The 21,433-nt window shown below is 40.6% G+C and carries 22 protein-coding genes; 12 read left to right on the plus strand and 10 right to left on the minus strand.

Going from position 1 to position 21,433, the window contains the following annotated elements; translation table 11 throughout:
* Positions 1 to 10 precede the first annotated feature (10 nt).
* The 7 genes from groL (at position 11) to NXR94_RS07565 (ending at position 5,798) form a co-directional block, all read left to right on the plus strand.
* Complete coding sequence (gene groL / locus NXR94_RS07535; protein WP_258104004.1) at positions 11 to 1,648, plus strand: chaperonin GroEL; 1,638 nt, start codon at positions 11 to 13, stop codon at positions 1,646 to 1,648.
* Positions 1,649 to 1,756: 108 nt separating this feature from the next.
* Entirely contained in the window at positions 1,757 to 2,341 is a 585-nt protein-coding gene (locus NXR94_RS07540; RefSeq protein ID WP_258104005.1) for a DUF4202 domain-containing protein, read from the plus strand.
* On the plus strand, positions 2,334 to 3,020 hold the full coding sequence (locus NXR94_RS07545; RefSeq protein WP_258104006.1) for a hypothetical protein: 687 nt from the start codon (positions 2,334 to 2,336) through the stop codon (positions 3,018 to 3,020). Before NXR94_RS07540 ends, NXR94_RS07545 begins: the two co-directional genes overlap by 8 nt.
* Positions 3,021 to 3,060: 40 nt before the next feature.
* Positions 3,061 to 4,002: a glycosyltransferase family 2 protein gene (locus NXR94_RS07550; RefSeq protein ID WP_258104007.1), complete on the plus strand. Its 942-nt coding sequence runs from the start codon at positions 3,061 to 3,063 to the stop codon at positions 4,000 to 4,002.
* A gap of 53 nt (positions 4,003 to 4,055) precedes the next feature.
* Positions 4,056 to 4,733 carry a DsbA family oxidoreductase gene (locus NXR94_RS07555; protein ID WP_258104008.1) on the plus strand — a complete coding sequence of 226 codons (678 nt, stop codon included), beginning with the start codon at positions 4,056 to 4,058 and terminating at the stop codon, positions 4,731 to 4,733.
* Between the two features lie 42 nt (positions 4,734 to 4,775).
* On the plus strand, positions 4,776 to 5,339 hold the full coding sequence (locus NXR94_RS07560) for a uracil-DNA glycosylase family protein (RefSeq protein ID WP_258104009.1): 564 nt from the start codon (positions 4,776 to 4,778) through the stop codon (positions 5,337 to 5,339).
* 255 nt (positions 5,340 to 5,594) lie between these two features.
* Complete coding sequence (locus NXR94_RS07565; protein WP_258104010.1) at positions 5,595 to 5,798, plus strand: hypothetical protein; 204 nt, start codon at positions 5,595 to 5,597, stop codon at positions 5,796 to 5,798.
* A gap of 1,021 nt (positions 5,799 to 6,819) precedes the next feature.
* On the opposite strand, the gene NXR94_RS07570 is transcribed toward NXR94_RS07565, so the two are convergent.
* The 3 genes from NXR94_RS07570 to sppA all read right to left on the minus strand — a co-directional run bounded on the left by NXR94_RS07570 (position 6,820) and on the right by sppA (position 10,439).
* Positions 6,820 to 7,578 carry a hypothetical protein gene (locus NXR94_RS07570; RefSeq protein ID WP_258104011.1) on the minus strand — a complete coding sequence of 253 codons (759 nt, stop codon included), beginning with the start codon at positions 7,576 to 7,578 and terminating at the stop codon, positions 6,820 to 6,822.
* Between the two features lie 113 nt (positions 7,579 to 7,691).
* On the minus strand, positions 7,692 to 8,675 hold the full coding sequence (gene bioB / locus NXR94_RS07575; protein WP_258104012.1) for a biotin synthase BioB: 984 nt from the start codon (positions 8,673 to 8,675) through the stop codon (positions 7,692 to 7,694).
* A gap of 30 nt (positions 8,676 to 8,705) precedes the next feature.
* The gene (gene sppA / locus NXR94_RS07580; protein WP_258104013.1) at positions 8,706 to 10,439 is read right to left on the minus strand and encodes a signal peptide peptidase SppA; all 1,734 of its coding nucleotides are present in this window, start codon (positions 10,437 to 10,439) and stop codon (positions 8,706 to 8,708) included.
* A gap of 157 nt (positions 10,440 to 10,596) precedes the next feature.
* Between sppA and folK the strand changes: the two genes are divergently transcribed.
* Together folK and NXR94_RS07590 are read left to right on the plus strand one after the other, a co-directional pair.
* Positions 10,597 to 11,094, plus strand: coding sequence for a 2-amino-4-hydroxy-6-hydroxymethyldihydropteridine diphosphokinase (gene folK, locus NXR94_RS07585; RefSeq protein ID WP_258104014.1), 498 nt, complete (start codon positions 10,597 to 10,599; stop codon positions 11,092 to 11,094).
* Positions 11,091 to 11,843, plus strand: a complete 753-nt coding sequence (locus NXR94_RS07590; RefSeq protein WP_258104015.1) for a sulfite exporter TauE/SafE family protein — start codon at positions 11,091 to 11,093, stop codon at positions 11,841 to 11,843. The genes folK and NXR94_RS07590 overlap by 4 nt, the downstream gene beginning before the upstream one ends.
* Positions 11,844 to 12,093: 250 nt before the next feature.
* Here the strand turns inward: NXR94_RS07590 and NXR94_RS07595 are convergent, their stop codons facing one another.
* Together NXR94_RS07595 and NXR94_RS07600 are read right to left on the minus strand one after the other, a co-directional pair.
* The gene (locus NXR94_RS07595; RefSeq protein ID WP_258104016.1) at positions 12,094 to 13,227 is read right to left on the minus strand and encodes a DegT/DnrJ/EryC1/StrS aminotransferase family protein; all 1,134 of its coding nucleotides are present in this window, start codon (positions 13,225 to 13,227) and stop codon (positions 12,094 to 12,096) included.
* On the minus strand, positions 13,220 to 14,212 hold the full coding sequence (locus NXR94_RS07600; protein WP_258104017.1) for a polysaccharide biosynthesis protein: 993 nt from the start codon (positions 14,210 to 14,212) through the stop codon (positions 13,220 to 13,222). Before NXR94_RS07600 ends, NXR94_RS07595 begins: the two co-directional genes overlap by 8 nt.
* An 85-nt stretch (positions 14,213 to 14,297) precedes the next feature.
* Between NXR94_RS07600 and NXR94_RS07605 the strand changes: the two genes are divergently transcribed.
* Entirely contained in the window at positions 14,298 to 15,785 is a 1,488-nt protein-coding gene (locus NXR94_RS07605) for a lipopolysaccharide biosynthesis protein (protein ID WP_258104018.1), read from the plus strand.
* The gene (locus NXR94_RS07610; RefSeq protein WP_258104019.1) at positions 15,782 to 16,447 is read left to right on the plus strand and encodes a hypothetical protein; all 666 of its coding nucleotides are present in this window, start codon (positions 15,782 to 15,784) and stop codon (positions 16,445 to 16,447) included. Before NXR94_RS07605 ends, NXR94_RS07610 begins: the two co-directional genes overlap by 4 nt.
* Here NXR94_RS07610 and NXR94_RS07615 read toward each other — a convergent pair.
* The 4 genes from NXR94_RS07615 to NXR94_RS07630 are packed head-to-tail and all read right to left on the minus strand — an operon-like array spanning position 16,444 to position 19,973.
* Positions 16,444 to 17,622 (minus strand): glycosyltransferase, encoded by a 1,179-nt coding sequence (locus NXR94_RS07615; RefSeq protein ID WP_258104020.1) that lies wholly within the window; start codon positions 17,620 to 17,622, stop codon positions 16,444 to 16,446. The two genes, NXR94_RS07610 and NXR94_RS07615, sit on opposite strands and share 4 nt — an antisense overlap.
* 7 nt (positions 17,623 to 17,629) lie before the next feature.
* On the minus strand, positions 17,630 to 18,586 hold the full coding sequence (locus NXR94_RS07620; RefSeq protein WP_258104022.1) for a glycosyltransferase family 10 domain-containing protein: 957 nt from the start codon (positions 18,584 to 18,586) through the stop codon (positions 17,630 to 17,632).
* On the minus strand, positions 18,583 to 19,263 hold the full coding sequence (locus tag NXR94_RS07625) for an FkbM family methyltransferase (RefSeq protein ID WP_258104023.1): 681 nt from the start codon (positions 19,261 to 19,263) through the stop codon (positions 18,583 to 18,585). Before NXR94_RS07625 ends, NXR94_RS07620 begins: the two co-directional genes overlap by 4 nt.
* On the minus strand, positions 19,260 to 19,973 hold the full coding sequence (locus NXR94_RS07630) for a sulfotransferase (RefSeq protein ID WP_258104024.1): 714 nt from the start codon (positions 19,971 to 19,973) through the stop codon (positions 19,260 to 19,262). Before NXR94_RS07630 ends, NXR94_RS07625 begins: the two co-directional genes overlap by 4 nt.
* 180 nt (positions 19,974 to 20,153) lie before the next feature.
* Between NXR94_RS07630 and NXR94_RS07635 the strand changes: the two genes are divergently transcribed.
* On the plus strand, positions 20,154 to 20,915 hold the full coding sequence (locus NXR94_RS07635; RefSeq protein ID WP_258104025.1) for a glycosyltransferase family 2 protein: 762 nt from the start codon (positions 20,154 to 20,156) through the stop codon (positions 20,913 to 20,915).
* Positions 20,916 to 21,072: 157 nt separating this feature from the next.
* On the opposite strand, the gene NXR94_RS07640 is transcribed toward NXR94_RS07635, so the two are convergent.
* Positions 21,073 to 21,420 carry a hypothetical protein gene (locus NXR94_RS07640; protein ID WP_258104026.1) on the minus strand — a complete coding sequence of 116 codons (348 nt, stop codon included), beginning with the start codon at positions 21,418 to 21,420 and terminating at the stop codon, positions 21,073 to 21,075.
* Between the last annotated feature and the right edge of the window lie 13 nt (positions 21,421 to 21,433).

Consider the following 21,433-nt stretch of genomic DNA (forward strand, 5'->3'; position numbering starts at 1 on the left):
GATAATTAAAATGGCAAAAGATATTTTCTTTGATACAGATGCAAGAGACAGCCTGAAAAAAGGTGTTGACATCCTTGCAAATGCGGTTAAAGTAACATTAGGTCCAAAAGGAAGAAATGTAATCCTTGACAAGAAATTCGGTGCTCCTACGGTAACAAAAGATGGTGTTTCTGTTGCTAAAGAGATTGAATTGAGCGAGCCAATCGAAAACATGGGTGCACAGTTGGTAAAAGAGGTAGCATCTAAAACAGCAGATAGCGCTGGTGATGGTACTACCACTGCAACTGTTTTGACTCAGGCGATCTTTAATCACGGAATCAAAAACGTAGCAGCCGGTGCTAACCCAATGGACCTTAAGAGAGGTGTTGACAAAGCAGTTGCGAAAGTGGTTGAAAATCTCCGCGCACAGTCAAAAGAAATTTCCACCAGCGAGGAAATCGCTCAGGTGGCTACTGTTTCTGCTAACAACGATCATGAGATTGGTCAGATGATCGCTAATGCGATGGACAAGGTTGGTAAAGATGGTGTGATCACTGTTGAAGAAGCAAAAGGAACTGAAACTGAAGTAAAAACTGTAGAAGGTATGCAGTTTGACAGAGGATATCTTTCTCCATACTTCGTAACCAACACGGAGAAAATGGAAGCTGAGTTGGAAAACCCATACATCCTGATCTACGACAAGAAGGTTTCTAACATGAAGGAATTGCTTCCAATCCTTGAAGCAACTGCTCAGACTGGAAAGCCTCTTTTGATCATCGCTGAGGATGTAGAAGGTGAAGCTCTTGCAACGCTTGTTGTAAACAAAATCAGAGGCGCGCTGAAAATTGCTGCGGTTAAAGCTCCTGGTTTTGGTGACAGAAGAAAAGCAATGCTTGAGGATATCGCTATCCTAACTGGTGGTACTGTTATCTCTGAGGAAAGAGGTTACAAACTAGAGAACGCGACGCTTGATTATCTTGGTACTGCTGAGAAAATCAACATCGATAAGGACAACACGACTATTGTAAATGGTGCTGGTAAGCATGAGGATATCGAGAATCGTGTAAACCAAATCAAGCAACAAATAGAAAATACTACTTCTGACTACGACAAGGAAAAGCTTCAGGAAAGACTTGCTAAGCTTTCTGGTGGTGTAGCCATCCTTTACATTGGTGCTGCTACTGAGGTAGAAATGAAAGAAAAGAAAGACAGAGTAGATGATGCGCTTCATGCTACAAGAGCCGCGGTACAAGAAGGTATCGTTGCCGGTGGTGGAGTTGCATTGATCAGAGCTCTCAAGGCCATTGAGGACCTAGATTTGGGTAATCTTGACCAGAATACTGGTGTGAAAATCGTTTACAATGCGATCCAGTCTCCTTTGAGAACTATCGTTGAGAATGCTGGTGGTGAAGCATCAGTAGTTGTCAATGCTGTGAAAGAAGGTAAAGATGATTACGGTTACAATGCTGCTTCTGAAGAATATGTAAACATGTTCAAAGCTGGTATCATTGACCCTACCAAAGTAACTCGTCTTGCACTTGAGCATGCTGCATCTATCGCTTCTCTTCTATTGACGACGGAAGCCGTAGTAGCTGATCAGCCTGAGAAAGAAGGTGGTGCACCAGCAATGCCGGGCGGAATGCCAGGCGGCATGGGCGGTATGATGTAATCACGCATTTTTAGATTCATATATAGATTAAAGCCTCTCGTGAAAACGAGGGGCTTTTTCATTTTGAACTAATTGTCACCACTAACCCCAAAAGTTTAACTTTGAAGTATGAGTGAAAGACTACAAAACGTTCTTGCCGAAATTGATCAACTAAATGGTGAGGACCCAAACGTTGAAAGTTTTGAAGGTAATTCCTACCCAAAGGAGTTACTTTATGGTCAACGCATGACTGAAATTCTTGAAAGCTCCTACCCGGAATCCTCTGAATTGCTTCAAATCGCCACCAGGGGTCAGCATATTAAGCGCTGGGTTATTCCTCGCAAGGATTACCCAATGGATCGCAAAGGCTACCTTAAATGGCGTACCCAGCTCAAGATCATGCATGGCGATTTGGTAGCCGAGATCATGCAAAAATATGGTTACGAGAAAGAGGACATAAAATATGTGCGTGACCTTCTCATGAAAAAAGATTTAAAGAAGAACCCGGATTCCCAAACCCTGGAGGATATAGCCTGTCTGGTTTTCCTGAAATTTCACATTGCTGACTTTGCAGAAGGAAAAGAGGAAGACAAACTCATCGACATTATTCAAAAGACCTGGGCTAAAATGTCCCAAAAAGGACAGGACCTGGCCCTACAGCTCCCCCTTTCAGAACCTGTACTTCATCTTATTAAAAAAGCTCTTAATGCGTAAACTTCGTATCTCCATTATCCTTTCCGCTTTCGCTTTATTTTTCATATGCTCAGACATCATGGCGCAAGGGGTCTCCTTCTCCTATCTCATCCCTAAAAATGGCTACCTCTCTGCCCCTATCAGCCCGTTCTCAATTCGTGGAGTAGGTATTGGTGGCCGCATTGGAGCGGAAACCGGTTTCAGTCTCTATTCAATTCCCGGACTTCCAATGAACGGACTACCATTTGAAACGGACAGGCCCATTTCGGGTCAGGGATGGTCTATCCTCGTTCCTGGGCAGTTAACCTTGTCACTCAAGGCAGGTAATGTCGGCATCAAATTTCTAGGAGGTGGGTTTGCCATCCTTAACCTGAGTACCAGCATTAACAAAGGGAATCTGGATCGGGCATTGATGGCTTACGAAGGATGGGATGTAGCCACCTCGTCAATCAATAAAAAGACCAAACCCGGCCTTGGTTGGATGGCAGGAACGGAGTTTGAATTTAAGGTCAATCGAAAATTCTCGATTACTGCTGAAGTAGAATACCTCAGTGGAAGCTACGAAACGCGCATTAATGGCTCCTATGCAGGTGGTCAACTCGGGCAACCGATAGCATCTAAGGACCTAAATTTCGATAATGCCAAAACACTCCTTGAAGGGATTGAAATATCTCTTGGGGTGAAAATGGGTGGAAAATAACCTACTGTAACTAATATTGCAGCACCATATTAAGCTGCCAATGTCAACAGACCTAAAGCTAATTATCATCGGGCTGGGAACCCTTAAAAGACCTCAGATGCTGGAGGAGACGCTCAAGTCATTCATCCAGCTTCGAATACCTGATGGATATAAGGCAAGGCTTCTGGTGGCCGATAATGACCCGGAAAAATCGGCTGAGCCTGTGGTCAACAAAGTGAAGGGTCAACTTCCAATTGAATGCGAGTACATTGTGGAGGAGAACAGAGGTATCGTTTTCATGCGAAATGCCATTATAGAGCAAGCTCGCGAACAAAATACTGACCTTCTGGCGTTTATTGATGACGATGAGGAAGTAGCACCCAATTGGCTGGAAGCTATGCTTGAAAATAAAGCCAAATTCAATGCTGATGTAGTGGTAGGACGTGTAGCCAGAATTCTTCCAGAAGATACCCCAAAATGGATCATTAAAGGAAAATTCTTCGAAAGACCCAGCATCACGACAGGAACGGTCCGCAAGGCCGCAAGTACCAGCAATGTTATTTTTGACTTCAAATTATTATGCCTTGAGATGGGGCTGAAATTCCATCCCGCTTTAAACCTTGCAGGGTCCTCTGACACCTTTCTGTTTACTGAAGCGACCGAAAAGGGAGCGAAAATTATTTGGGTCAATGACGACCTGATCAAAGAGTCCATCCCGACTTCAAGAATGACCGTAAAGTGGCTACTTCAAAGAGCCTTTCGACATACTAACTGTCGCACAATAAGGGCAAGATTAAAACACAGCTACCCAAGGGTACTATGGACTGAAGGCCTCTACGGCTTACTACACCTCGCTCTGGGCATTCTTTCCCTCCCCGTATACATATTCCTCGGTAAAGCTGGAATCGTCCATACACTGCGCTTTATATGGAAGGGAGCAGGATCCTTTGCCGGACTTGGTGGGTTTGTATTCCAGGAATACAAAAAAGTTCACGGTCACTAGGGAACTGTCCACCCCGATCCGCTGTTGTCCAACGAAATTCAATGTAAATACATATGTTTCAGGACAACCCGGCTATTAAAATCGAAATATGGAGTGATATCGCCTGCCCCTTTTGTTACATCGGACACCATAACCTGCATAAAGCTCTCGAAGGTTTTGAGCATTCGAATGAGGTTTCTGTGGAATACAAAAGCTATCAGCTTTCTCCAAACACCATTACCGACCCAACACTTAACTCACACCAATATCTAGCCCGGCATAAAGGAGTAAGTGTGGAAGAAGCTCTGCGAATGAATAGTTATGTGGAGGAAATGGGTAAGAAATTCGGAGTCTGGTTCAATTTTGACAGGGTTATTCCTGCCAACACACTCCGAGCCCACATGCTTCTTCATCTAGCAAAAGCAACCAACAAACAGGAGCCAGTCAAAAAAGCACTCTTCGAAGCGCATTTCGTGAATGGCAAGAACATTGATGATTTCAATGTGCTAATGGAAATAGGGCAGCAGAATGGGTTCACTAAGGAAGAAACTGAAAAAGCCTTATCCGACCAGGAATATGGTGCTCATGTGAGAGAAGATATACGCGAAGCCATGTCTATAGGTGTAAAAGGCGTTCCATTCTTTGTGATCAACAGGAAATATGGCATATCCGGAGCACACCCTGTTGAATATTTTTCCCAGGCATTGAATCAGAGCTACAAGGATGTCGTCAATCAGAAAGATGGTAAATAAATACCTGAACTACCTTTAGACTAAATAGCTTAAGTTTATGAAATGGAAACTTTGCTTGGTGAAATTAGGGCTTGCCAATTGTGTAAAACTCATTTAACTCCGCGTCCCATTTTATCTGCGTCAAGCAAAAGTAAAATTGCCATCATAGGGCAGGCACCGGGTGCGAAGGTTCATGAATCCGGAATTCCATGGAACGATGCCAGCGGTAAATTGCTAAGAGAATGGCTTGGGGTAAGTAATGATATTTTCTATGATCCTGAAATCATTGCACTGGTACCCATGGGCTTTTGCTACCCGGGTAAAGGAAAATCCGGGGATCTTCCTCCCAGACCGGAATGTTCCGAGACATGGCACCGACAACTTTTACAGGCAATGCCTGACATCAAACTAACTATTCTTATTGGTCAATATGCTCAGCGTTACTATTTAGGTAATGAGACTGGTGAAAACCTCACAGCCACGGTTAAGCAATTCCAACAGTATCTCCCTCGTTATTTACCACTTCCTCACCCCACTCCTCGCAACCGCTTTTGGTTAACGAAAAACCCGTGGTTTGAACATAAAATATTGCCTTATGTACGTAAAACCGTTTCAGAGGCTTGCTGATTGCTTGTCATTGCAAATAACATAAAGGCCTTTTTTTGTTCATTTTAAGCCCAAAAAGTCATTTTATTGCAAATTTTATAATTCCTGCAAGACAAAAACCGCTTTTCACCAGCTATTCTTTATCAATATGACCCATTAATCATCTTATTTTTAAAAATTTCTTAATAATCACATTATTTCGTTAATATTATTGCCCGTAATATTTGATTTATGGAATAATCTTATGTAATTGGCACTCAAAACTAACCTTCTAACATGAACAAAACACTTATCGTTTTAGGACTGGCAGTAGCACTAGGTGCATGCAGTTCACCAAGTAAAGAAACCAGCGAATCAGATGTAGAATCAACAGTTGACACTTTAGAGGCTGTAATGGAAACTGCCGAAGCTGAAGTTGACACAGCTATGGCTGAGATGGATTCCACAATGACTGAGATGGACACTACTACTGCCGAATAAAAACATAAAATTGTCAGCAGCCTCTCTAAAGCAATTTAGAGAGGCTTTTTTTTGCCCTTGTGTCTAGGATTAATAAAGAGATACTGGATCAAGCAATATTTCTGTGGGTCGATTGTTCTTTTCGTATAGCCACATTGTGAGGTGAGAATTTCCTCCATTTCTCTCACCCCGGAGATCACTGAGAAAGCAGAGACAGAGTTGTCAAAAGTCTTTTGGTGATTTAAAGCCTTCATTCTTTGAATAAAAAATGACATTTTGTCCAAATAAAGGAGAATTAGAGATTTGCAATAAGATTAGTTCCTCTGTGTCCTTTGTGTTCTCGGTGGTAAAAAGGGCTTATTGTATTTTTTCAAGATACCCCACAGGTTTTCGAATTGATCCCTAATAACGAATCAAGCAAAATTTTTGTGGGGAGATTTTGTTCATCAGTGAAAACCACTGGCAGAAATGTAGAATTGAATACATCTCTTTATTGTGTATGATTGTCTCCCCCTAAAAGTTACGCTAGTCATGCGATGATTGGCTATAACGCTAATAGAAATCATGGCATGACTTTTTAAACAATTTCTTCCTACCTGCCTTAGAGGTCTTTGGCATTGAAGGAATTCCGATCAGAAATTCAAATATTTAGATGTACATTTTTGAATCCGTTCTTTGAGTCCCGATAACGTCGGGATGAGTTTCGGATTCATTACCTATTGAATTTGAATTTCCTGAATTACTTCACAGCCTTGATTTTTGGCTTCCGTTTGCATCGAGGTAAATGGAAGGGATTTTCAACCTTGGGAGGAGATGTGGAAAAAGGGGAATCCCGCTATTCATAAGATATCCTCGTCGACACTGGATAACCCAGCCCAAATTGCACCCTGCTTTTTTAAAGCATTAAGTTTCTTAGATATCCCACAGATTTTCGGTTTTATCCCTAATAACCTGCAAGCTGCATCAAAATTAAAAAGCCCCTCAAGATGAGAGGCTTCATATTTCTGCCTTAGTAATGTTTCTTCAATAAATATTCCTTTAGTTAAACCACATCCTTCTCAACCTTGCTAAATGCCATTTCTTCCTCCCAACTGGGGACTTTCACCTGTTTGGACTCCTGATGCCCACAGTAGCTGCATCTGAAATGCTTCATTAACAAGCCCTGTTCTTTGGCCGAAGGTTCTTTGATCACCTCCTCTTTATCCTCTTTTAGGGTACGGAAATTACATTTATCACAGACCAGTGCGTGATAATAGGTATCATACCGCTCGATGATCTTGTAATCCGTCACCTCATCGATCCAGACATCATAATCTACCGTCATTGAATCCTCCTCTTCGATCATTTCCTGAGTCATATGAACATCCTCTTCATTTTCATTTAGAAGCTTCATAGGTCTGCCATCCTTAGGAGATTTCATCGGCTTGAATCGAATGTGATTCAAATGTTTTTCCAGAATAAATGGGTAGAAATACTTCAGATAAGCCCACATCCCGTAACCTATTGCAAAACCAATCATTATAGAAAAGAAACCCACAAAATAATAGATATAGGGTTCTACCATTCCTATCGCCTTACCGATGAGGACGAACGAAAAGAATGAAATTCCAATTGCTAGGAAATTTGATGATCTCGCAAACGTGTTGGCTTCTTTTTGAGAAGCTAATCGATACTTTTCAGACCGCGTTTTGACTCCCATCAATCCAACGTAATAGGTCAGAATATTGAGCAGACACAACGCAAAAAAACCTGATCCTAGCATTGAACATAGCTGGAACCAGAATTCGTCGAGCATTTTCATGGCGTAAAGTATTAAGTGAAATTCAGTTAATTACCTTATAATTTAATGAATTTCACCCTTACATCCTATGATTAAGCCCAGACAAGCCCGTGATAAATGTCTGAATTACACATTTAAGCCATGTATTTTTCCGCTGCAGCACCTTTAAAAGAAGCTCGAGGCTTGAGGTTTAGAACCTGGAACATCTCTTTATCGGCATCTACTTCCGGATTTGGCGTTGTTAGCAGTTCATCACCGGCAAAAATTGAATTTGCACCGGCAAGGAAACAAAGAGCCTGCTCCTCAACCGACATTCTAACACGACCCGCTGACAGCCTTACCATCGCTTTAGGCATGATTATTCGAGCTGTAGCAATCATCCTGACCATATCCCAGACAGACACCTTCTCCTGATCCTCTAAAGGGGTCCCCGGAACAGGTACCAAAGCATTTACCGGAACTGATTCCGGATGCTCAGTCATGGTTGCCAGTGTATGAAGCATCCCTATCCTATCCTCATTGGTCTCTCCCATCCCAATGATACCTCCTGAGCAAACTGAGATTTTCGCATTTCTTACATTATCGATCGTATCTAAACGATCGTCATAAGTCCTGGTCGTAATAATGTCCTCGTATTTCTCCTCGCTGGTGTCCAGATTGTGATTGTAAGCGTAAAGACCCGCATCTTTCAATCTTTGAGCCTGATCTTCTGTGAGCATACCCAACGTACAGCAAACTTCCAGTCCCATAGCATTGACACCCGATACCATTTCGATCACCTTATCAAAATCACGGTTGTCTCTTACCTCTCTCCAGGCTGCGCCCATGCAAAATCTTGTACTACCATTATTCTTGGCCTGCATAGCCTTATCCAGCACCATGTCAACATCCAGCAACTTATGAACTTTAACATCTGTGTGATAGCGTGCTGCTTGTGGACAATAGGAACAGTCCTCAGGACAACCTCCCGTTTTAATTGAAAGCAAGGTACACACCTGAACTTCCGATGCTTCATTATACTTGCGATGGACCGTGGCCGCCTCATAGATGAGGTCCATTACCGGCTTATTAAAAATTTCATTGATTTCTTCTTTGGTCCAGTCGTTTCGTATTTCCATTTTAGTCTTATTTCGGATCTAGTAGTTGATTTAATATACCTGTAGTTCTCCGGGCATCCTCGCCTGAAGTCCTTTCATTCTCTGCAAAGATTCAATGTTTTGCAAATATGGAGAAAGAGGATTTTCTTTCATTTCAAACAAATCATTTTTCACCTCGCCCATATCTTCCAGTAGTCTCTCCAAAAATTCCTTGGATTTAGGGAAGTAAATCAAATCATAATCATTCCCAATTCCGGCTTTTTCCGCTGCAATATTAATGGCATCTTCATAAGAACCCAACACATCCACCAAACCATGTTCATAAGCCTGCTGACCACTCCACACTCTTCCTCCTGCAACTTTCAGCACTTCCTCTCTACTCATACTTCGCCCTTCAGAGACACGCTGCACAAAGGTATCAAAGCCATTTTCTACCTCTTCCTGTATGATTTGTCGTTCCTCAGGAGTAAGAGACCTTGTTACCGTCATGATATCAGAAAAATCACCTGTACTCACGCGATCATGGGTAATCCCGAGTTTACTATCCAGAAAATCCCCAAAATTGAACATAATCCCATAAATACCGATTGAACCGGTAATCGTATTTGGCTGTGCCACGATCACATCACATGGCGCAGAAATAAAATAACCTCCGGACGCCGCCACATTAGACATACTGGCTATAACCGGTTTTACTTCACGAGTAAGCACCAGCTCTCGCCAAATAATTTCCGAAGCCGTGAGACTCCCTCCGGGTGAATTCACTCTTAGCACTACAGCTTTCACTTCATCATCTTCACGAGCCTTCCTTATTTCTTCCGCAAAAGCCAACCCAACGATTTGCTCCTCGTCTCCGCCCATGACGATCTCTCCTTCTGCGATAATCACCGCGATCTTATTCTTATTCTCAGTATTCTCACCCAGGGTTTTGGCATACCGCTCCACTGACACAAATTTGATCTTTTCATCCGCGTCAATTCCAAGCTTAGACCTCAGAACAGCTCCAATCTCATCACGATAGCCAGTAGCCGTGATTAAGCCTCGCTCTGCCGCCTGTTGTGGATTTCGAACCAAAAGCTCATCCGATATAGTCTTAAGCTCATCCTTATTAACATCAATATTGACGGATGTGGCATCCAGATAGGTATCATGAATGGAGGCAATCAGTTCGTTTAATTGTAAGCGATTTTCTTCACTCATGGACTTACGAAGGAAAGGTTCTACCGCACTTTTATAATCACCCACCCTGAAAATCTCAGGTTCTATGTTTAGTTTATCAAAAAGTCCCTTAAAGAAAGTCATGGTGACGGATAGCCCATTAAACTCAATCATCCCTTCGGGATTAACAAATAGGGTATCTGCAGCCGAAACCACCAAATAGTCTCTCTCGCTTACATATTCTCCGTAGGCATAAACAAATTTCTCGCTCTCTTTGAAATCAAGTATGGCATTTCTTATCTCTAGCAAAGTAGACTGTCCTGCCTGCGGAAATCCTGCTTCAAGATAAATACCCTTAATATTAGCATCCGTCTTCGCGGACCTTATACTAGCCAGGACATCTCTTATATCTAAAGGCACTGGGGCATCACCAAAAACCTGAGCTAATGGGTTTTCAATGGTTCGCTCCATGATTGGCCCTGACAGCCTGATACTTAGAACAGAATTTGATTCTACAGGCATTACGGCATCTGAGGATGCAGCAATACCGCTAATAATTGCAATGAATAGCACACAAAAAATAGTGAGACCTACCAGGGTAGCTAATAGATTCCTTAAAAATGCCATGTAGTCGTTGGGTTGAGAAAATAATTATCGAACGAAGTTAACACGAATTGAACGGATAACAGTTGCGAATTATCTGATAAAAGACCCGATTTCCTTTTTGTTCGGCTATGCCATTTCTGCTATGCGAATTACCTTCGCATGCAAGCTTCCAATACGCATGAAAGGAATTTTTATACTACTAGGCTCAAATCTTGGCAATCGTTCAGAAAACTTCCAAAAGGCCATTGAGCTTTTGGAAGCCAAACATATTCCTACCATCAGCACCTCATCCATTTACGAAACAGAACCCTGGGGAAACCCAAACCAAGACTGGTTTCTGAATATGGTTATCGAGGTGGATACAGTGCTTACTCCGAAGGAGTTACTCAATGTTTGCCTTGATACCGAAGTCCAAATGGGACGTGAAAGAATAGAAAAATGGGGTGCCAGAATTATAGATATTGACATTCTATACTTCAACGATGAAAAGATCGATACAGACAACCTCCGTATCCCACATCCGGGTATTGCTATGAGGCGCTTTACCCTGCTCCCCCTCTGCGACCTGATACCCTCAGAATCACATCCAATTTTGAGTCTGACTCAAAAAGAAATGCTTGCGGTATGCCCAGATGAACTGGAGTGTAGAAAAGTATCCACAAATTTGAATCTATGACCTGGATAGAGGCTCTCATGCTACTTGCTGCAGGACTATTTACAGGGGTAATCAATACCCTTGCTGGTGGAGGATCGCTTATCACCCTTCCGCTTTTCATTTTCATGGGACTCCCCTCAGTAGAAGCTAATGCCAGCAACCGAATTGGGGTCTTTCTCTCAAGCCTGGTAGCTGTCGGAGGGTTTAAGAGTAAAGGTGTTTTCGTCTTCCCTTATGTGCTGTGGGTATCAATTTCTGCTTTGATAGGATGCATTATTGGCACATTTTTCGCCCTGGACATTCGTGGTGAGTTGTTCAATAGAATATTGGCGGTAATCATGGTTCTGGTAATGACGCTGACCCTATTAAAGCCCTATTTTCACAAAAACGGAATTACCGAAATATTTACTCAGAAGCGAAAGGCACTCAGCATTACCGTTTTCTTTTTCCTGGGTATTTATGGAGGTTTTATTCAGGCTGGCGTTGGATTCCTAATGATTGCAACACTTACTACGATTCACGGCTTGAACATGGCGAAAACAAACAGCATCAAGACGTTCGTGATCGTTTGTTATACGATTGTAGCCCTGGGGATTTTCTGGTGGAATGACCACATTCGCTGGGACTACGGACTGACCCTGGCAGCTGGTAACTCTGCCGGAGGCTGGATTGCCAGCCGATGGTCTGTTGGGAAGGACGACAAATGGATCAGGCTAATTTTGATTGTGACCGTATTTGGCTTAGCCATCAAACTCTGGTTCTTTTCTTAAATCCCCCTTACCCTCTTTAAAAAGGGGGATTTATCTTGATCCTATCATTGCAACATATTATGGTAATCCCATAGGGTTAGCCGCTAAGCTTCGCTTTCTTCTTGAAATGAATATTATAGCAAGAAGTCCCCCTTGTAACGGGTGGCTGAAAGCCGGGGATTGTTTAACCGGTCATCGAGTAACAATCAATTGAGACCGCGACTTAGAAATCCCCCTTACCCCCTTTGAAAAAGGGGGATTTGTTCTTCTTCTAATAACCCTTTCGGATCTCATTGAGGGATTCTATCAATCTGGTCTTTACGATATCTACCTGTCTTTCGGTCATGGAAGTAAAAAACGGCAACACAATGGTTTCCTTACTCACACGCTCAGCTACCGGAAACTGGCCTTCCTTAAAGCCAAAACGCTCCCGGTAAAACGGTTGTAAATGGATGCACGGGTAGAAATAGGCTTTAGACTGAATACCTTTTTGATTTAATTTCTGAAGTAACACATCTCTAATGGTTTCCGAAACTCGTATCGCAAAAACAAACCAGGAGTGTTCGTTGTAGTCCGGCACTCGAGGCAATTGGATCTCATCAATTTCCAAGAATGCACTCATGTAATACGCTGCCAGTTTTTGACGCCTCAGGTGAATTTCGGGCATCTGATCTACCTGAGAGCATCCCAGGGCTGCCGTTATCTCACTGATACGGTAATTGTACCCGAGCCGATCGTGAACCAACCAATTCATATCATCTCCCCTTCCCTGGTTTCTTAGGCTTTTGGCCATCTGATACATTTGGAGATTATTGGTCACCAGCATCCCCCCCTCACCGGTTGTCATTTGCTTGTTAGGATAAAAGCCAAATGTGGCCAGATCGGCATACTCCAGTACCTCCTTACCATGATGTTTAGCTGAAATTGCTTCACAACTGTCAGCCAGGATTGATAACTGATGACCCTTTGCCAGTTCACACAAGTCTTTCATTTGACATGACTGACCAAAAACGTGGGTCGGGAGAATAGCCCTGGTCTTATCTGAGATGACTTGGTACACCAGGTTCGGATCCAAGCCAAGTGTTTGCTCTTCAATATCTACAAATACAGGGTTTGCGCTTTCATACAGCACACAGTTAACCGATGCGATAAATGAAAACGGAGAAACAACCACTTCATCATCTTTCGATATCCCTAGGGCCTTTATACCCAAATGCAAGGCTGAGGTACCCGAATTCACCGCTACCGCATATTCCGCTCCGACCAGCGATGCAAACTTTTGTTCAAATGCGCTTGTTCTTTCGCCCAGGCTAAGCTGAGAAGATTTGATGGCATCAAGTACTGCACGCTCATCCTGGTCAGTAATATAGGGACGCGAAAGCGGGATAAACTCCTCACTATTCATTAACAAAGCGTTTTGCAGGTTTTCTTAATAATTCTCTCAACTCATCAACAGAGATTCGTGCAGCATTCTGAGAATCGAAGGCCTCTGATTCGTCTACCTTATTCAGGGACAAATCGGACCATAAATCCGAATTATTTGGAGTTACTTCCTGGTTTGGTAAAATATAAAAACCCTGGCCTGTTTCAAGTGCTCTTTTCATCTCTTGTTTTGACATGATGACTTCATGGCTCCTTTCTCCTGATCGCAAGCCAACCAGTTGGAACTCAATAATATCAGCGGCTTCCAATAGATCCTTGAGCAAATAAGCACGCATCTTCGGAATAAAAACCTCCGATCGCTGTCCATATTTCAAAGCAAACACGATTGATTTTGCCACCTCTTCAGGTGAAATCGAGAAACGTGTATTATTCGTATCGGTTATGGCGAGCAGGTCATCCATCTTCTCTGACATCAATAGCTGGGAGATAGAACCTCTAGATCCCCAGACATTGCCCGGCCGAAGGATGGACATGGCTATATCTGGGTATCTGCTCGAATACTGCACCATTAACTTTTCTCCTGATAACTTAGTAGAACCGTAATGGCTTGGAGGTAATACCGCCTTATCTGAGGACACGAACAACAATCTCCTGACATTCTTTTTACAGGCAGCCTTTACGACATTCTCTGCACCTAAGGTATTCGTCTTCGTGAACTCAGTAGGATGCAACTCTCCCCTGGGAAGTTGTTTTAGTGCAGCTAAATGTATCACCACATCCTGCCCATCCATGCATTCCTTTAGCCTGTCGTAGTCCCTGATATCTCCTAAAGCACAATGGATTCCAGGGAAATCACGCTCCAGATCAAGCTGCTTATGCTCATCCCTGGAAAAAATGGTCAATTGAATACCTGGAATATTTTCGAGCAAATAAGCAATCAAGCCTCGTCCGATGCTCCCGGTCCCCCCAGTTATGAAAATCTTTTGATTATTTAAAAATTGAGTCAATTGAGATGTAAATATGGTAGTAACTTCAAGCCAAAAATAGTGAAAGGGTTGGATACGCTGTTATGTATCGCAAAGAGGTTAAAGAATGGGAATTGTAGTTAGGCAGAGCTTTTGGGGAACAGTGAGCGCCTACTTGGGAACCGGAGTAGGTTACATCAATGCTATAATACTGCTTCCACTATGGATGAATCTGGAAGAAATCGGACTTTGGAGAACAATACTAAGTGCTGGGACATTTTTGGCTTCTTTTGGAATACTGGGGATTCCTGGTGCTGTCATGAAATTTTTTCCAGGGTTCTCAGAAAAAGAAAAAAGGCAATTTATTTCTCTAAATATTCTATTCCTTTCATTAGGATTCACAATCCTCACTTTTATTGGCCATATTTTTAAAAAAGAGATCATCATTTTATTTAATGATAGCTCTCAGGCCTTGTCTCCCTACTACTCAATTATTTATCTGCTTTTATCCTTAATATTAATCAGCACTTACCTTCAGGGAATATTAAACACCTATCTAAATATTTCCATTTCTGGATTATTAGTAAACATCGTTCAAAAATTACTCCATACGGCTATTATTGTTTTGTTCGGGCTTGGATTCATAAGCTTTGATGGTTACGTCTGGGGAAATATTATCAACTACGCCATCATCAATATTGTGATGTTATTTGTTTTGATTAAAAGAGATCAGTTAGGATGGGATTGGCACTTTCATTTTAGAATAGAGCAGTATAAAGAATTTGGTAATTTTATCCTGTTTTCCACGATGTCTGCAGCAAGCTTTATATTTGTTTTGGAAATGGATAAACTTATGGTTTCCAGCTATTTAGGACTGAACTCAAACGCCATTTACACAACAGCATTACTCATTGCTCTTGTGATCCAAATCCCGAGTCAGTCAATCAGTAAAATGATCACTCCGATCATTTCCCAGCATTTAAAATCAAACGATATTGAAAGTATTGATAAACTCTACAAGCAAACCTCTAAAAATCAATTCATACTGGGATCATTCATTTTCCTGTTAATTGTGCTTAACCTTGATCAAATGTACCAGCTCATGCCAAAAGGCAATGAATTTAGAGAAGGGTTTTTAGTAGTTGTAATTATTGGTGTTAGCCGGCTAATTCAAATGCTATTTAATGTTAGCAGTTCCATTATAAGCATGTCAAGTCTGTACCGACAAAGATTTACAACTACTTTAATTCTAGGCTTGGCGGCCTGGAGTCTAAACTTATTATTGATTCCAAAAATAGGCATGATTGGTGCGGCAATCGCTACCTTATTAAGTTATTTGATATTTGATACATCGAGATTGATAATTGTTTATGATAAGTTTAAAATTCATCCATTTGATAAACATACTGTTACGATCCTGCTACTTGGGCTGTTCACATTTACTATAGGCACCCTGATCCCACAATTTCAGTATCCAATTATCAGCATTATGCTAAATTCTACGGTTATTTCAATTATTTATTTAGGTGGATTAATTATCATTAAACCGTCACAAGAAATAAATCAAATATTTTTGAAGATTAGTGAAAATTATCTGAACAAACTTTTAAAATGAACATCCTTAAGAAACTCTTAGAAAAAAAATCCAGATTCAATCTTATGCCAGTAGGTTTTCATGGTGACACTTACTTGATGGACCTAGTAGATTTTTTGATTAATACAGGTGTTGAAGTCTTTATTGAAACCGGCACCAATGTGGGGTCAACGTTAGCTTATGTTGCAAAAAGTTACCCTGACATAATGTGCTATTCTTGTGAGCCTGATCCTGAGGCTTATCAGCATGCCACTAGGAATACATCAAATTTTAGTAATGTGAAGATTTACAATCAGCTCTCACAGGATTTCATGATTAGCTTGAAGAAAAACCATCAGGATATATTTGGCAAAAAATGTCTGGTATGGATTGATGCACACAGCTATGGATTTAGATGGCCTTTGCAAGAAGAGATTTCGTACTTCAGCGAGTACCTTAATTCCGGCTATATTCTTATTGATGACTTCCAGGTGCCAGATAAGCCCATGTTCAGTTATGATAAATTTGAGAACCAGCTTTGTGCACATGAGTACATAAAAGATTACTTCAAGTCAAATTATAAGCTCTACTATCCTGGATACGAAGAAAAAACCTCCAAACACCACCCTTTAGTAGGTTGGGGGCTATACGTATTTGGGGCGGAGCCAAATGGATTAGGTAGGATAATGGCTATTACTGGTTAAGCAAATAGTGAAATTACCACTTTATTTTCGTGAGTAAAGTCGAGATAATGATCTTTCAATCGCTTGTTAAATATAAGATACCAAACAACAGCGATGACCTCCTTTTCCATATCAAAAAATTTATCCGGCCTTGCGCTTATAAGAAATTTCCTGAGGCTAAGATTATTGACATAGGCTGTCAAATCAATTTTAGAAGATTGAGGTATAACCAAATTCAATATTCTGTTCAACATTTGAATGAATGGATTATTGGAGCTTCTAAGCTCATACTCAACCCGAACTTTCCCCTTAGTCTCCAATAGATCAATAAGGCCTAATTGAAAATTATTGAGAGAAAAGCTATTTCTCTTTAGCCTGATCAAACAATCAGACCAAAATTCTTCATTGTCAATCATCTTTAAAATCGGTCTTTCAGCCTTCTCAATCATTTTACCCCAACCATTTGGATTTCGTTTGGGTCTGTTCCTATTTTCCAAAAAATGAAGTTCCATTCTTTGCATCCATCCAGATGGGAAAAAGTGATGTTTATTATTTACCGTAGGGTGCCATTGGTGATACACCGTAAACTTATCATCATCCAACCATACCGTTTCAAGTCCATTGACTTCAAGCCGTGTACTTAAATCCCGGTCTTCCACCCCCCATATACAATAAAACTCATCATAACCATTTATATCCTTAAGGGCCTTTTTGAAAATCGCATGGGATCCTTTAGAATCTCTAATGAAATCTCCAAACTGCCTCTTGTGGAAATCCGAATTATTGTAAAAGAGCTGATCCCACTTGTCGAATGTTTCATTCAAGTAAAAAAGATAAGAATGGATCTGTTGATTCGACCTTAAATTCTCTGCCACATATCCCATTGTTTCGGAGGGATACAAGAAATCCACGTCTCCAAAAAAAATGATTTCTCCTTTAGCCTGTTTTATCCCGATATTCAGAGCGTGAGATCTATTCCAATACCAACCTTCTGTGTAAACGTAAACGTAATTGATATCTAAAGCGGGGAATTCTTTAATAAGATTTAGAATCGTCTCTGAGTTTTCCTTTATGCTACCATAATCAACAAAAACAATTTCGAAATTTGTAAAACCCTGATCTCTTAACGATTCAAAACACCTTTTGACCCTGATGCTATCCCTATCCCTATAACCTAATACGACACTTATCTTCACTTGCTAATTATATTTTTCCGAATATCTTTTTTAGGAATCTAGAAAAGCTAACTTTTCCTTTCTGCTTATAGTAAGCATTGGCAGGGATACTTGCGCTAACTCTTTCTATACCGGGCCTGTGATGTGACATTATCCGGCTGGCAATATTTGGAAATAGCTGGTACTTATCGAGAATCAATTCACGTGCCTCTTCAATATAATCAAGACTATTTTCCCATAAGTTGCCTTCTATTGCCTCATTAATTTTTCGTACAGCCAACTCAGGATTATCTGGATCGATCATTAACATTGATTTCTCCGGAAAGTATTTCAGTATGTTCTTGCATCCATAATATATTGGCATTGACCATGAAAGCACACAGTCTGCAAACTTTTCGGTCCAATAATCATTCACCTGATAATTCTCTATCGCCAAACTATATCTATAATCCCTCAGAGCATCAAATTTATTGTTTATCGGAGTAAACCCTCTTCCGTATAAATCAAAATCAAATCCGATCCCTTCCAGATAATCCTTAAAAGTAATCCGTAATTTATGGCCCGGTTTAGACGTGGCACTACTAGTAATCCATGAAACATTCTTGGTCTTATTTAAGGCTCCGCGAGAGAGAGACTTTAATTCATCATAATTAAGATCAATGTGCCAAGGCAAAGAAGTTTGTGCATGAATAATACCTGGCACTTCATCCTCCCTCCAAAACCCAAAAATTTTGTCAAAATACTGATAGGATTCTTTATGCCAATCGTAATATGGTATAGGTGACTCTTGGCTTAATATCCATTTACCGCCCTTAACAAAGTTTCCAAACATATTCCTGTTCGGTGCATTGAATACAATCAAGTAATCTGCATTGGAATCAAAACCATCAATAAACTGGACATCACCCCACTTTCCTTCACCATTCGGGCTTTGTCTACTTATTTTCGGATATTTCCAGTCCTTAACAACGGAAACTTTAATCATCTTCTTTGATAAAGTGCATTACCCATATCTTTCCATCTTCTATCCACAGCGATCAAATTGAATCCGAAAGAATTCAATATTCCTGTGTACTCATCAAATAGCGGGGTGCCTTCGAACATTTGTTTAAAACTAACTTCTGAGTAAATCAATTTTACCCTTGATAGCATTTCTTCTGCTCCTTGTAATGCCAGATGCTCTGCTCCCTGCATATCCAGCCACATGAGATCGATACGATCTACTCCTTGTCTCTTAGCCCATTGATCAATGGTATCTACCTCAATTTCTATTCTTTGATCAAAGGAGATTCTTGGATGAAATTCAACATGCTGATCTGGCTTCAAAATAGAGCTGGATGAAGGATTGCTTGATTCGTCTCCATCTCTGGCACTAATATACATTTCTACCTTACCTGCAGAGTTGGAAAAGCCCAAGGGGAAGCACTGCACATTATTAAAACCAGACAACCGATCTTGCAAAACCTCAAACAACCTTGGAATTGGTTCAAAGCAATAGATTTGAGCATTAGGGAGTTTTTTGGCCCAATCAACCGTATCATCACCGTTATTGGCCCCGGCTTCAAAAATCACAGGATTATCAATTGCTAAATGGGAAATAATATCTCTTTTAGATATCCCGGCTTTTCCAAGTATTTTTTTAATTTCATTTAATACACTCATCGATCAAACAAAGATTTTAGATCTGGATTCACCTTTTCAAGAATGTTAAAAATAAATTCTTTATTCTGTTCCTCGAATTCCTTCCGAAGATCTTCATAGTCCTCTTTAACATTTATTACCTGGCTATCATGAGTCGTCTGCGCTTTAATGTTCTCTTTCGTTCCTAGATTTAGTGCATAAGCTACCTTCTCCTTATCATATCCGCGGCCAAAAAATTCACTCAATTTTTTAAAAACGCGTTCTGGATTTGACTTCAAATCTTCATAGGTGATAATAAGCTTTTCATGTGTGAAACGCTCAGAGAAAAGCCATTTGTCGAGGTGCTTTGCGTATAAAGTAGCCCACTCTTCAATTTTACTCTTATCGTCCATTGGCGTTTTATAATATTTCATCTGAGAAAAAACAGTAGGGACAGGGTTTCGGTACAGATATACTACCCTGCTTCTTTCTGTTTTTAAATCCATATCATGAGTATGGAAATATAGAAAATCCGAGCTACGGTAATTCTTTTCCTCAAAAATCAATTTTAAAGAAGGAATGTCGAAATAGCTTTCAGTCAGTATTCTCAACCAATGACTTCCTGTTCTGGAGAAGCTCACCAAGTAGGGGAAATCCGGATCTGATACATTTTTTTGGACCACTTCATCACTTACAACATTTTTGGGCCTTTCCTTCTTTCTTAACCTTAGGTCAATTCCGAAAATCTTCATTTAAGCGTCTCAAACAGTTAGGTAGATGCTGAATAAACTAAAAAACAGCTAATCAGCTCTGAAAAATAAATTGGGTGGTAAGTTCGCAATAATCATTTAGTTATTTCAAAATTCATAGCTAAATGATAAAATCAATAGCTCCCATTTTCAAATAAATACATGTTGTTGAAAGCTTGAAATATGAACAACCCAATGCCATCTCTTTCAATTATTACTGCCTGCTACAATGCTGAAGAGTTTATAGAGCCTACGCTCTCCAGTATAGACCAACAAATATGTTCAGATTTTGAACATATAATTATAGATGGAAATAGTACAGACTCCACCCTTTCAATAATCTCAAACCACAAAGCCCCTTATAGAACCGTAACTTCAGCCCCTGATGACGGAGTATATGATGCCATGAATAAGGGATTTAAAATGGCGCAAGGGGAATATGTATTATTCTTAAATGCAGGAGATGAATTAGCAGACTCTTCTACATTGGACAAAATCTTCTCAACAAAAGTGGACGCAGATATCATCTATGGAGAAACTTTGATAATGAACCAGAATCGTGAAGTTTTAGGGACTCGAACAGAACTGACCAGCCGGAGACTCCCTAAACACCTATGTAAAAATGATTTCCTAAATGGTCAGGTCGTGAGTCATCAATCCTTCATTGCCAAAAAAAGCCTTTGCAACGAATATGATTTGAAATATTCATGTAGCAGTGACATCAATTGGATGCTCGAAATTATTTCAAGGACCAGTTCTATTAAAAACACGAACTTGGCCATTTCAAAATACCTCCAAGGAGGAATATCAGATCGGCAACTTGCAACATGCTGGAAAGAACGTTTTTCCATACTATGCAAACATTTTAGTATCCCATTAGTGATTTGGCAGCATCTGAAATTTGCCCTCAGATTTTTAAAAATGGGGGCTTACCGTAAATCTTAGCGACTTAATAAACTGCCGTATAATTCCATATGTTACTTTACACAAATTTCTTCAGTGAATTCACTCAGAACCTTATTCCGTGCACAGGCCAACGCCAAGGACCTGACTTTTTCATCTTGAAAATAAGTTATCCAAGCAATTGGATCGGTCAGATGAACTAATTACTCCTGAGTATTTGGATGTTTTTAGAGCGTTCCATATTGTACTTAAATCTCATTTCTGCAAAAGATTCAATCCCCCAAAAAACTTTAAAGCTTGGCAATTCGGATTGACTAATCGCATTATCAATTCCTGCAAAAACATCCCTTTTGATAAAAGAAGGGAAGAAATTCGGATCAAGCAATAAAGTTGTGGGGTAATTGTATTTTACCTGAAAACAATCGTTCAATACTTGATTATTCGGTATTCCAATCAAAGGATATACCTCATTTTCTTTTGCATGCCCCGGGCCGCGCAGGCAAAAGAAAACGGAGCCGAGTCCACGGCGGACAAAAGAAAAAGGCACCAACCTAGCCGGT

The organism is Marinoscillum sp. MHG1-6, from assembly GCF_024714475.1.
In the GTDB taxonomy this organism is placed as follows: Bacteria; Bacteroidota; Bacteroidia; order Cytophagales; family Cyclobacteriaceae; genus JAMZMI01.